The organism is Kitasatospora sp. NPDC059827, from assembly GCF_042731675.1.
Classification (GTDB): domain Bacteria; phylum Actinomycetota; class Actinomycetes; order Streptomycetales; family Streptomycetaceae; genus Kitasatospora.
Map to the genome: position 1 here is coordinate 73,008 of NZ_JBHWIV010000010.1, position 11,714 is coordinate 84,721.

Below are 11,714 nucleotides of genomic sequence, written 5' to 3' on the forward strand. Positions count from 1 at the left end.
ACTTCGGGGGGGGGCGTGCTCGGCCTGCCCCCCCATCTTGGGGTGGCCCGGTTGGGGGGGGGGGGTGGTGGGGCGGCGGGGGCCCCCCCTCTGGGTCGGCCCCCCGGCAGGAGGGAGGGGCGGGTCAGACGGTCGGCAGGGTCTTCGCCGGGAAGTCGACCTCGGTGTGGCCGACCGAATTGAAGTAGTTGGTGAAGACGTTCAGCGCCACCGCGCCGATGATCTCGCCGACCTCACCGTCCGAGTAGCCGGCCTCGCGTACCTCGGCCAGCTCGGCGTCGGAGACGAAGCCCTTGGTGCGGATCACCGAGCGGGCGAAGCGCAGGGCGGCAGCGGTCTTCGGGTCGGCGGCCTCGGCGCGTCCGCCGGCGGCCAGGTCGGCCTCGCTGACGCCGGCCCGGGCGCCGAGCACGTGGTGGGCGGCGTAGCAGTACTCGCAGGAGTTCTCGGCGGCGGAGACCAGGGCGATCTGCTCGCGCAGGGCGCCGGTCAGGCCGCCCTTGGCGAGGGCGCCGCTGAACGAGAGGTAGGCGTCCAGCACGGCGGGCGAACTGGCCATCGCCCGCATCATGTTGGGCGTCACGCCGAGGGCGCGGTCGACCTTGTCGAGCAGCGCCTTGGCGGCGGGGGTGGCGGTGTCGGGGTTGACGACGGCGAGACGAGGCATGGCGAAGACTCCCGATACGGGTTGTTGTTGGTGTTGGCACTGCCAACTGATGTTGGCAGTGCCAAATATAGTTGGCGCTGCCTACAATGCAAGAGGCAAGGCCAACAAGGCCGAAGCGGGCGACCGGGCTGACCGGAGCGTGGAGGGAGAAGGGTGGAGGAGGTGGAGAGCGTGGCCGGACTCCCGGGACTGTCGCCGAGCGAACAGTTGCTGACCGGGCTCACCAGGCTGGGCCAGGCGCTGCGACTGAGCAGCTGGCACAACGCCGGGCCCGCGAAGCTGACACCGCTTCAGGCCGACATCCTGGTCTTCCTCGCGGGGGACCGCCGCCCGCGCCGCCAGGGCGAGATCGTCACCGCGCTCGCCTCCACCGCGCCCACCGTCAGCGACGCCGTCCGGGCCCTGGTCGCGAAGGAACTGGTCGAACGTCGCCGCGACCCGGCCGACTCCCGCGCGGCATCCCTCCTGCTCACCGAGGCCGGCGAGGCCGAGGCCGCCCGGCTCGCGGTCGTCCCCGAACCCCTCGCGCTCGCCCTGGCCGCCCTGGACGACGACGATGTCGCCGCCATGCTGCGCGGCACCACCGCGATGATCCGGGTCCTCCAGGAACAGCGTGCGATCCCGGTCTCCCGCACCTGTGTCACCTGCCGCTTCTACCGCCCACTCGCCCACCCCGAGACCCCCGAACACCCCCACCACTGCGCCTTCGTGGACGCGGCCTTCGGCGACGGTGAACTGCGCGTGGAGTGCCCGGACCACGAGCCGGCGGTGACTCCCGATCCATCGGCCGGTCAGCAGCACCGGCCGGGGCTGCCGTAGCGTCCTGCCCGGAGGCCGACGGCTCCGGCCACGATGTCGTGGAACGGGAGGAGCTCCGGGTAGATCGCGGCGGCCGCCTCGTGGTCGTGCAGCGCGACCGCGGCCATCGGAGCCGTAGCTGAACTGGCCACGTCCCGTGACGGTCGGGAGTCCGAGCCGTGGTCCGTCCACCCGGTCGCCGGAGGGGTGTGGTGGCCGGGGTCGGCAGACCCCCCTCGTCGCGTTGTGTGATCAGTCGGGGGCAGTGTGCGAAAGTGCCCGACCGGGCCGAATGTGCGGGCGATCCGGCTTGTAGGCTCGTAAGGAACAGCTCGGATTCTTGAAGGGGGAGCCCGGTGCGCGCCCGTCGCTGGACAACTGTGGTCGCTGGAGTCGTCACGCTGAGCAGCCCGGCGGTGGCGTACGCCCGCGGTGGGGGCGGTAGCCACGGGTTCGGCGGCGGTGGGGGAGGCGGTGGCAGTCACGGTGGGGGCGGTGGCAGCCACGGCAGCGGCTTCCACGGGTTCGGCGGCGGTTTCGGCTTCGGGTTCGGGGCCGGCAGCGGTGGGTTCGTCTCCCTCCTGGTGATCGTGGCCGTCCTCCTCCTGATCATGTGGGTCGTGTACCGGCGCCGGAAGGCGGCGCAGGCGGTCGGCCTGAACACGGTGTCGGACCGTACCGCGCACCGCGCGGACGAGCAGGCGCGTGAGCGCGCCGCCCGGGTCGCGGCCCGGGTCGACGCCATCGCCGACACGGACGCGAGCTTCGACCGCGCCGCGCTGGAGCGCCGGGCCGTCGAGCTGTACGTGACCGCCCAGAACGCCTGGACCCGGCACGACCACGCCACCCTGCGGCAGGTCCTGTCCCCGGTGCTCTACGGCAAGTGGGCCGAGCAGCTGCGCGACTACGCGTCACGCGGCGAGGTCAACGTCGTGGAGATCGTCTCCGGCCCGGTGGTCGAGCTGGTCGACGTCGCCAACCGCGCGGGCGAGGAGAACGACACCGTCACCTTCCGGGTCACCGCGACGCTCAGGGACTACGTGCGCCGCGGCGACGGCGCGGACGCCGTGCGCAAGGACGACTCGACGCGCCCGGTCGAGTACTGGACGCTGCGCAAGAGCCCGGCCGGCGAGTGGATCGTGTCCTCGGTGGAGCAGGCGGCCGAGGGCGCGCACCACCTGACCAACGTCATCGAGACGGACGGGTGGGACCAGAAGGAGGTCGCCCGCGAGGCGGTCCTCGAGGTGGCCGGGAAGACCGCGGTCAGGGGCGCGGGCGACATCCTGTCGCTGACCAACATCTCGTGGAGCACGGACGCCGACACCGCCGTCGGCGATCTGAGCGTGCTCGACGGCCGGTTCGACAAGGCGGTTCTCGAGGTGGCCGTCGAGCGGTTCCTCGAGGAGTGGGTCATGAACGACGGCAGCCTGGACTTCACGTCCGTCCGCACCGCCGATCGGACCGTCATGCGGGACGCCGTCGTCAGGTCGGTCACGGTCCGCTCGCTGGTCTCCCGCGACCCGATCGTCTTCCGCGTCGCGGTCGACGCGGAGGGCGTCTACTACGAGGTCGACCGCCGCACCGAGCAGGTGCTGCGCGGCGACGCGCGCCGACGCCGCCCGATCACCCTCGCGTTCGACCTCCGGCTGGACGACACGTCGACCAAGGCGTGGACCGTGGTCGCCGCCGACGTGCAGTAGACGGAGCCATGGACGCGCACGACCGCTGACGGGACGGACTCCTGTGTGCGAAATGAACACCGGCTGACCGTCGGCATGCTGTGGTTCGTACGGCTCTCTCAGGGCGTGGCGGCCACGGCCGAGCGGTCGGCGGCGATCCGTACCGCGAAGCCGGCCAGGGCGGTGCCCATCACGTAGCGCTGGATCCGGGTCCAGAGCGGGCGGCCGGAGAAGAACGTCGAGACCGATCCGGCGGTCAGCACGAAGATCCCGTTCACGAGCAGTCCGACGACGATCTGGGTCAGTCCCAGCAGCAAGCTCTGCGCCGCGATGTGACCCCGGCTCGGGTCCACGAACTGGGGCAGCAGCGACATGTAGAGGATCGCGATCTTCGGGTTGAGCAGGCAGGTCAGCAGGCCGATCGTGAAGAGCTTGCGCGGCGGATCCGGCACGAGCTCGCGCTGCTCGAAGACCGAGGAGCCGCCGGGGCGCACGGCCTTCCAGGCCAGCCAGAGCAGGTAGCCGGCGCCGGCGAGCTTGACCGCCAGGTAGATCTCCGGGACCAGCGAGAAGACCGCCGAGATGCCCGCGGTCGCCGCCAGCAGGTAGGCGAAGAAGCCGGTGCCGACGCCGGCCAGGGAGATCAGTCCGGCGCGGCGCCCCTGTGCCACCGAGCGGGAGACGAGGTAGATCATGTTCGGTCCGGGCGTGAGCACCATCCCGAACTCCACCGCCGCAATGCCTGCTATCGCGCTGATACCGACCATGTCGCCCCCGCCGTCAACCGTCCTGTTGTGCGGGCGAAACCTAACACGCGACGCTCATTCGGATCATGTCTCGGTCGTCCACCGAGGACTCCGGCGGGTCACCACCCGTTCACAGCAGACCTGATAGCGGGGCGCGGCACGGGAGGCGACGCTTGTGGGACGCGGGACCGGGCCTAGGGTGGCCCGGCCGGGACGAAGGCGGAAGATCCATGTCGCGTTTCCTCGATGGCCGGCCGCGGGCGGCCGAGCGGCTGAGCCGGAGCGCCGGCGTGGTCGGCGCCGCACTCGGCTGCACGATGCTCGTCGTCGCGGGCTGCAGTTCGTCGTCGACGTCGCCGTCCACCGCGTCGTCCCGCCCGTTCTCGCCGGACGTGAGCTCGTTCTCCGGGGTGCTGCCGTCCGCGGTGGCCTCGGCGAAGGCATCCGTCCTGGAATCGGTCTCGGCTGCCGCGGCCTCCCAGTCGGCGGCGGCCGCCTCGTTCGAAGCCTCCGTGTCGGCACAGGTGTCGGCGGGCCGCGCGGAGGCACAGGCGGTCCTGTCGAAGACGGAGGGCTCCGGCAACGCCCTGTCGGACGTCACGCTCACCGGGCTGCCCAAGGCCCAGGCGGCCGGCTTCAACGCCGCGCTGGTCACGGTGGTGAACAGCACCCGGGCGACGGCGTCGTACGCGGTCAAGGTCGAATTCCTCGACGAGAACGGCAAGGTGGTGGACACCAGCTTCCTGGGAGTCAAGGACCTGGCCCCGGGCGCGAAGGCCCAGCCCACCGCGTTCAGTCCGATCGACCGGGACAAGGCACTGCTCTCCAAGGTCACCCAGGCCCAGCGGTACTGAGAACGACGCACGGGCGGATGCCCGGGGGCCCCTGGGGTAGTCGTGTCCGGGTCAGGCGTGTGAGCATGATCGGATGACTGCGAGGACCGAAGAGGCATACGCGCTCCACCGGGTGACGACTCCGGTGCTGGAGATCGCCTACCACCGGACCGGCGCGCGCCGCCGTCCGTCCGATGCCCCGGTGATCCTCCTACACGGTTTCCCCTACGACGTGCGGGCCTACGACGAGGTCGCGCGGCTGCTCGCCGAGGCGGGCCGGGAGGTGCTGACGCCGTACCTTCGCGGTTACGGGCCGACCAGGTTCCTGGACGCGGGGACGATGCGCAGTGGCCAACAGGCCGCGCTGGCGCGGGACCTGGTGGAGTTCATGGACGCGCTGGGGATCGAGCGGGCGGTCGTCGCCGGTTACGACTGGGGCGGGCGGGCGGCCTGCGCGGCGGCGGCGCTGTGGCCGGAGCGGGTCCACGGCCTGGTCGCCGCGGGCGGCTACACCGTCCAGGACATCGCCCGGGCGATGGAGCCCGCCGCACCGGAGGCGGAGCGCAGCCTCTGGTACCAGTACTACTTCCATTCCGAGCGAGGCCGCCAGGGGCTGGAGCAGAACCGGGAGGAGTTGTGCGGGCTGCTCTGGCGGCTCTGGTCGCCGACCTGGGCGGGGGCGGCGGAGGCGTTCGCGGCGTCGGCGGCGAGTCTGCACAACCCGGACTTCGTGGACGTCGCGATCCACTCCTACCGCCACCGTTTCGGTCTGGTCGAAGGCGATCCGCGCTACCGGGAGGCGGAGGACGCGCTGGCCGGTCGGCCGACCGTCGTGGCCCCGACGGTGGTGCTGGTCGGCGAGGAGAACGGCGTGATCCCCGCCGCGGATCAGACCGGCACCGAGCGGTTCACCGGGCCGTGCGAGGTGCGGACCCTGCCCGGGGTGGGGCACAACGTGCCGCAGGAGGCCCCCGGAGCGTTCGCCGCGGCGATTCTGGGCCTGCCCGGGTAGCCGCGGCGGCTGCGGTCAGCTGTCGGGTCGGCCGGCCTGTGCACTCCGGTGGCGGGGGAGCCGGTGGGACTCGACCGGGCGTCCGCCGGCCAGGTGCTCGGTGACGATGCGGCCGGCGGCCGTCGGGTCGATCCCCCCGTACCAGACGTCGTCCGGCTGCACGCTGGCGACCGGGGCCTGGTTGCAGGGGAACTGGCACCCGGTCTGGGTGACGAGCACGTCGTCGTCGCCGAGGCCGTGCTCGGCCAACTGCCGTACCAGGGCGCGCAGTGCCTCCTCCGCCCCCAGGGCCGTGCACCGCGGGCCGCGGCACACCAGCACCTGGTGCCGGTGGCCGGTGACGTCCTCCCAGGCCGCAGAGGTGAGGCCGGGCTCGCCGCCGGTGACGGGCCTCGTCGCCGCGGCGACCGCGGCGACCGCGTCCGGTGAGTCGGCGAGGCGGGTCGCCACGAGGATCTCCGGCCGGTGGCCCGTGCGCTCGCGCCACCAGTGCGCCGCGATCCGCCGCAGCCAGGACTGCGCCGGGCCGGTGGCCGCGAGGCGGACGCCGATCAGGACCACCGTCCCGGCGCCGGCGTCGGCCAGCCTGGTCAGCTCGGCCGACAGGGAGGGGTCCGCCTGCTGCAGGAACGCGATCGAGGCCCGCTGCGCCGCCGCCGTCCGGAGCAGTTCGTCGCGACGGACGGCCTCCCCGATCGACATGCCGACCAGGACCGTGGCGGTGCAACGGGCGGGGGCGTCCGTGGCGGGGGCGTCCGTGGCGGGGGCATCCGGGGTGGGGGAGGTCATGGCGAAGTCCTTTCGTGGAGCAGTCCGTTCCACCGGATGTGCGGCCGGTCGTGCCGGGGGTGGCGTTCGACGGTGACGTCGACGCCGTAGACGTGCCCGATCGTGGCCGAGGTGAGCACCTCGGCGCCGGGCCCGTGGGCGACCAGCCGCCCGTCGAGCAGGACGGCGACCTCGTCGCAGTAGGCGGCGGCGAGTTCGAGGTCGTGCAGTGCGGCCACCGTGGTGATGCCCAGTCCGCGTACGGCGCCGAGGAAGCCGAGTTGGTGGCGCAGGTCGAGGTGGTTGGTGGGCTCGTCGAGCAGGAGCACACCGGGTTCCTGCGCCAGGGCCCGCGCGAGCTGGACCCGTTGCCGTTCGCCGCCCGACAGCGTCGGCCAGGCCCGGTCGAGCAGGTGGCCGACGTCGGCCGCGGCGACGGCCTCGGCGACCACGGACCGCTCGTGGGCGTCGGCGGCGGAGTTCCCCGGCACGGGCCAGCGGCCCCGGTACGGCGTGCGCCCGAGCTCGATGACTTGACGGACCGGCAGCGCCAGCCGGGTGTCCGCCTGCTGTTCCATGAAGGCCACCCGCTGGGCCCGGCGCCGGGCCGTGAGCGTGTGGAGATCCGCCCCGTCCAGGAGGACGCGCCCCGCGGACGGCCGGGTGAGTCCGGCGACCGCGCGCAGCAGGGTGGTCTTCCCGGCGCCGTTGGGTCCGAGCAGGCCGGTGACCCGGCCGGGGGCGAACGCGAGCGAGACCGCGTCGAGCAGGGTCGCGCCGCCGACCCGCACGCCGAGTCCCTCCGCGCGCAGCTCGGCGGCGGGTGGCGCGGTCACAGCGTGCCCCCGTCGGCCCGCCCCTGGCGCCACAGCAGCCAGGCGAAGAAGGGCGCTCCGAGCCCGGCCGTGACGACGCCGACCGGGATCTCCCGGTCGGGGAGGACCGAGCGGGCCAGGACGTCGCTGCCCACCAGGAGGGACGCGCCCACCAGTGCCGATACGGGCAGCAGGAGGGCGTGGCGCGGGCCGCAGGCGAGGCGGACCACGTGCGGGACGACCAGGCCGAGGAACCCGATGACCCCGGTGTTGGCGACCAGGCACGCCGTCACCAGCGCGGCGGTGGCGATGAGGACCCACCGGGTGCGTTCGACGTGGACGCCGAGGGAGCGGGCGGCGGTCTCGCCGAAGGCGAAGGCGTCCAGGTCGCGGGCCGAGGAGGCCAGCACCGTGACGCCGATCAGGGCGACCGCGGTCAGGAAGACGGCGGTGGGCCACCGCACGCCGGCGACCGAGCCCAGCGTCCACTCCATGACACCGCGCGCCGCGTCGCGGTCCCCGAGGACCAGCACGACGAACGAGGTGTACGCCCCGCACAGTTGGCCCACCGCGATGCCGGCGAGCACCGTCCGGGCGGTCGGCAGCGACCGGGTGCGCGCGCCGGCCAGCACCAGGACGACGACGGCGGCGAGCAGGGCGCCGGCGAAGGCCGCCGTCGCCACCGCGCCGGTGCCCACGGCGCCGGTCACGCCGACGCCGAGGACGATCACGGTCACCGCGCCGGCGGCGGCTCCGTCCGAGATCCCGAGCAGGAAGGGATCGGCCAGGTCGTTGCCGGTCAGGGTCTGCAACACCGCGCCGCAGACCGCGAGTCCGGCGCCGGTGGCGGCCGCTCCCAGGACCCGGGGCAGCCGCAGCTGCCAGACGATCCGGTCGTCCAGCAGGGTGACCTGCGGGTCGGCGAGTCCGAGCCGGCGCGTCACGACCTCGACCACCGTCCGGACCGGCTCGTGGTGCGAGCCGACGGCCAGGCCGAGGAGCACGGTGGTCAGCAGCAGGGCCGCACCGACGGCCAGGGCCGCCGTCGCGCGGCCCGGGCCGGCGGGCCGCGCGACGGGGTGGGGTGCCGCGGTCATGAAGCCGGGCGCAGCCCGCTCAGCCTCGCGGAGACCCGGGCGGCGCCGTCGGCGAGCCGCACGCCGGGAGTCGACTCCGAGAACGGCACCACCACGAAGGCCTTGCGCCGCACGGCGCCGAGCTTGCTCAGCACCGGGTCGTGCTCCAGGTAGTCGATCTTGGACTGGGCGGTGTCCCAGCCGGCGTCCGCGAGCACGATCGCGTCCGGGTCGGCCGCGACGACCTTCTCCCAGCTCACGTTCTGCCAGCCGCCGGGAAGGTCCGCGAAGACGTTGCGGGCGCCCACGGCGTCGAGCACCAGCTGGGGGCCGCCGTGGCCGGCGCCGACGGACGGCGACTTGGTGTCCGAGTCGTACCACAGGACCTTCAGGTCCTTGCCCGCGGCCGTCGCCGTGAACCCGGCGAGCTGCTGCTCCTGCTGGCGCTGGATCGCGGTGGCCCGCTCCGGTACACCGAAGACCTTCGCGACGTCGTTCACTTCGCCCCACGCGGCCTGCCACGTCGTCGGCGGCACCTGGTTCTTGTCCGAGCAGCCGAACGGGGACAGGTACGACGCTACGCCCTGGCCGCGCAGTTCCTCCCGGGTGCCCGCGACCTTGTCGGTGAACGCGCTGGCGTAGGAGGCGTACAGGAAGTCGGGGCGGGCGGTGAGGAGCTTCTCCTTCGTCGGGTACTTCGCGGAGAGCACCGGGACGGAGTCGTAGGCCGTCTTCCACTTCTCCGGGACGGTGTCGTCGAGGTAGGCGGTACCGGCCATGCGGGACTGCAGGCCGAGGGCCAGAGCCACCTCGGTGGCCCCCTCGTTGAGCGTCACCAGCCGCTCGGGCGGCGTGCCGACCGTCACGGTGGCCCCGCAGTTGTCCACGCTGACCGGCGCGGCACCTGCGGACGTCCCGCCGGACGGGGCGGGCGCGGGGGCGCCCGTGCAGGCGCCGAGCGTGCCGAGGAACAGGACGGCGGCGACCGCCCGGCCGACACGTATCGGACCTGTGGGACGTACGGGATGTACGGGATGTACGGGATGTGCGGAACAAATGGATCGGAACGGACGCGGCTGACCGCTGGGCACGTGTTCTCCAAAACCCTCGTGGAACATGTCGTGCCGTGGCCGGTCTCCTGGCTTCCGCATCGACGTGCCGCGGCCGACCTTCCCGGACGGCTCCTTCGAGCCCGCCCAGTGGCCCTGACCGCTGGGCGAGCCGGTCAGCGAGGGCCGCGGAACTCCGCGGCAACAGTGGCGAGGGCCGCACCGGACTCAGACCGGTTTCCCGAACACCACGGCGATCGCACGGTATCAGGCGTGGTCAGGGCGGCGGAGTCCGGCTCAGGGTGACGGCCCGACAGCGACGGCCCGCCGCGCGGGGGGCGCGGCGGGCCGGGTTCCTCGGAGCGGGCGGTCGTCAGCCGTGCGTCACGCACTTGTTGGCGCTGTTGGACCACAGGCCCTGGAGGTCGAAGGTGCCGGTGCTCAGGGTGACGTAGGCGTCGAGGTTCTCGCACTCGTCGCCGATCTCACCGCCGCCGCCGTTCCAGCCGATGCTGGGCCAGAAGTCGGTGACCGTCTCCGCGTACTCGTGGGTCTCGGTGGACTCGATGCCGGAGAGCAGCCGGCCGTCGGTGAAGGTGGTGCAGGCGCCCGCCCCGTTGTCCGGGATGTACGGCAGGTTGGTGTACGCCAGGGTGCCGTAGGAGCTGCTGGTCTTGTCGTGCCAGGCGCAGAAGCCGGAGTTGGGGAAGCCGTCCGGGTGGGCGCCGGTGGGGGAGACCACCACGTACTGGGCGTTGAGGTTGGGCGCCTGGGTGGTGTTGCCGAAGTGGGCGGCGGCCTTGCCCGCCTCGGCGGCGATCTGGGCGGCGGTGGCGTTGGCCGGGGTGGCGGCGGCGTTGTCGAACCAGACGCCGGCCAGCGGGGAGGACGCCGGGTGCTGGACATGGGTGCCCTTGGTGCCGCAGGTGGTGGTGCCCCTGGCGACGCCCTCGCAGTACTGGCTGAGGATGGTGCCCCAGGTGTCCTGGCTGCCGTAGAGGCCCTTGAACATGTTCTGCATGTCGGGGGCGACCCCGGCCGGGTCGGAGGACCACTGCGAGCCCCAGAACACCAGGTACACCTTGGGGGTGGGGGAGACCACGCCCTGGGTCGCGGCGGAGCGGACCGACAGGGTGTTGCCGGAGGTCGCGGTCGGGCTCTTGGCGGTGGTGCCGGGGTGGAGCGGCTTGGCCCCGAAGTGGGCGGCGGCCGGGGCGGGTTGGGCCTCGGCGCCGGCGGCCAGGGCGGTGGTGCCGAAGGCGGCCAGGGCCAGCGCCGTGAGGGTGTGGGCGGCGGCCTTGAGGGGGGTGCGCATGCGTCTGCTCCCGGGTGTGAGGGTGTGGGAGGTTCGTCCGTACGGGTCTGCGGGCCGGCCGGCCCGCGGGTCGAGCCCGGACACCACATCAACTCGGCCGTCGGTCCGTCCAGATGGTGGACGCGGGGCGGGGAACCCTTTGCCGTGCTCATACCAAGGCCTTGTCGCGGCAGTGGCGGCAGGGGCGGGGCGGGAGTGGGGCCGGCGGCGGAGGCGGGGGCGGTGCGACCGTAGGTCGGTACACGTCGAAGTTCCCGGACCGGATTACGGTCGGGAACTTCGGCCATTCCCCCGGGATTCACCGGGAGTTCCGCTATTCCAACGTACCGACGGCCTTCGGTGGTTCAATTCCCGGTGCGTTGGGATGCGAACGCCCGTGGACGCTGACGCCCGTGGACGCGGAACAGCCCGCCGGCGGGGCCGGCGGGCTGTGGCGATCGAGTCCGGGTCAGCTAGGCCGAGGTCAGCGCGGCTTCTTGAAACCCAGGGTCGTGGCGTCCTTCTTGGTGTAGATGGTGCCGTCCGTGTCCTTGCTGAAGTCGCCGACCTTGGCGGCCGTGGGCGGGGTGTAGCGCTTGGGCAGCTGGATGTTCTTGGCCATGGTTCTCTCCTCTGCATCGAGGCCGAAGCCTGTGGATGGCGTGACTCCATTGGGACCGGTGGCCGCCGGGAGTGTCCAGTCGCATCATCAGATCCGGCCATTGACGGGGAGATTCACGTTTCCGCAGGTGGATCGCGGACGGAACGTCTTTCGGCCGGATCGGCCGGAAGGGTAGTTGGGACACAGAAGTGAACTGTGGCAACAGGAGTGTCCATGTCAAGCGCTTTCTTGACGACATTCGAATGTGATGGAACGACAATCATCCTGCTTCTTTCGGTGCGTGAATGGCGTGATCCATGGGGGAAGTGGACCTTGCCCGGTTGTGTCGCCTTCCCCCGGTGGTGCACGGTTCCGG

General features: G+C 72.6%; 13 protein-coding genes and 1 riboswitch. Of the genes, 4 read left to right on the forward strand and 9 right to left on the reverse strand.

What is annotated here, in order from left to right:
* Window positions 1-124: 124 nt before the first annotated feature.
* Window positions 125-667, reverse strand: a complete 543-nt coding sequence (locus ACFV8H_RS09015; RefSeq protein ID WP_380397754.1) for a carboxymuconolactone decarboxylase family protein — start codon at window positions 665-667, stop codon at window positions 125-127.
* A gap of 171 nt (window positions 668-838) precedes the next feature.
* On the opposite strand from ACFV8H_RS09015, the gene ACFV8H_RS09020 reads away from it, so the two are divergent.
* The gene (locus tag ACFV8H_RS09020) at window positions 839-1,486 is read left to right on the forward strand and encodes a MarR family winged helix-turn-helix transcriptional regulator (RefSeq protein ID WP_380397756.1); all 648 of its coding nucleotides are present in this window, start codon (window positions 839-841) and stop codon (window positions 1,484-1,486) included.
* On the opposite strand, the gene ACFV8H_RS09025 is transcribed toward ACFV8H_RS09020, so the two are convergent.
* Window positions 1,459-1,617 (reverse strand): hypothetical protein, encoded by a 159-nt coding sequence (locus ACFV8H_RS09025; protein WP_380397758.1) that lies wholly within the window; start codon window positions 1,615-1,617, stop codon window positions 1,459-1,461. The genes ACFV8H_RS09020 and ACFV8H_RS09025 overlap by 28 nt on opposite strands.
* A gap of 204 nt (window positions 1,618-1,821) precedes the next feature.
* Between ACFV8H_RS09025 and ACFV8H_RS09030 the strand changes: the two genes are divergently transcribed.
* A complete protein-coding gene (locus ACFV8H_RS09030) occupies window positions 1,822-3,165 on the forward strand; it encodes a Tim44-like domain-containing protein (RefSeq protein WP_380397760.1) in 1,344 nt (447 codons plus the stop codon).
* 98 nt (window positions 3,166-3,263) lie between these two features.
* On the opposite strand, the gene ACFV8H_RS09035 is transcribed toward ACFV8H_RS09030, so the two are convergent.
* Window positions 3,264-3,911, reverse strand: coding sequence for a LysE family translocator (locus ACFV8H_RS09035; protein ID WP_380397762.1), 648 nt, complete (start codon window positions 3,909-3,911; stop codon window positions 3,264-3,266).
* 209 nt (window positions 3,912-4,120) lie between these two features.
* On the opposite strand from ACFV8H_RS09035, the gene ACFV8H_RS09040 reads away from it, so the two are divergent.
* Together ACFV8H_RS09040 and ACFV8H_RS09045 are read left to right on the forward strand one after the other, a co-directional pair.
* Complete coding sequence (locus tag ACFV8H_RS09040; protein WP_380397764.1) at window positions 4,121-4,744, forward strand: hypothetical protein; 624 nt, start codon at window positions 4,121-4,123, stop codon at window positions 4,742-4,744.
* Between the two features lie 73 nt (window positions 4,745-4,817).
* Window positions 4,818-5,735: an alpha/beta fold hydrolase gene (locus ACFV8H_RS09045; RefSeq protein WP_380397765.1), complete on the forward strand. Its 918-nt coding sequence runs from the start codon at window positions 4,818-4,820 to the stop codon at window positions 5,733-5,735.
* A gap of 15 nt (window positions 5,736-5,750) precedes the next feature.
* Here ACFV8H_RS09045 and ACFV8H_RS09050 read toward each other — a convergent pair whose 3' ends face one another.
* The 6 genes from ACFV8H_RS09050 to ACFV8H_RS09075 all read right to left on the reverse strand — a co-directional run bounded on the left by ACFV8H_RS09050 (window position 5,751) and on the right by ACFV8H_RS09075 (window position 11,359).
* Entirely contained in the window at window positions 5,751-6,524 is a 774-nt protein-coding gene (locus tag ACFV8H_RS09050; protein WP_380397767.1) for a ferredoxin, read from the reverse strand.
* Complete coding sequence (locus tag ACFV8H_RS09055; RefSeq protein ID WP_380397769.1) at window positions 6,521-7,339, reverse strand: ABC transporter ATP-binding protein; 819 nt, start codon at window positions 7,337-7,339, stop codon at window positions 6,521-6,523. The genes ACFV8H_RS09050 and ACFV8H_RS09055 overlap by 4 nt, the downstream gene beginning before the upstream one ends.
* Entirely contained in the window at window positions 7,336-8,415 is a 1,080-nt protein-coding gene (locus tag ACFV8H_RS09060; protein WP_380397771.1) for a FecCD family ABC transporter permease, read from the reverse strand. The genes ACFV8H_RS09055 and ACFV8H_RS09060 overlap by 4 nt, the downstream gene beginning before the upstream one ends.
* Window positions 8,412-9,281 (reverse strand): ABC transporter substrate-binding protein, encoded by an 870-nt coding sequence (locus ACFV8H_RS09065; protein WP_380397773.1) that lies wholly within the window; start codon window positions 9,279-9,281, stop codon window positions 8,412-8,414. The genes ACFV8H_RS09060 and ACFV8H_RS09065 overlap by 4 nt, the downstream gene beginning before the upstream one ends.
* 223 nt (window positions 9,282-9,504) lie before the next feature.
* Window positions 9,505-9,711, reverse strand: a riboswitch (cobalamin riboswitch).
* A 105-nt stretch (window positions 9,712-9,816) separates the two neighbouring features.
* Window positions 9,817-10,758 (reverse strand): hypothetical protein, encoded by a 942-nt coding sequence (locus ACFV8H_RS09070; protein WP_380397775.1) that lies wholly within the window; start codon window positions 10,756-10,758, stop codon window positions 9,817-9,819.
* 463 nt (window positions 10,759-11,221) lie between these two features.
* A complete protein-coding gene (locus ACFV8H_RS09075) occupies window positions 11,222-11,359 on the reverse strand; it encodes a hypothetical protein (protein WP_380397777.1) in 138 nt (45 codons plus the stop codon).
* Window positions 11,360-11,714 lie beyond the last annotated feature (355 nt).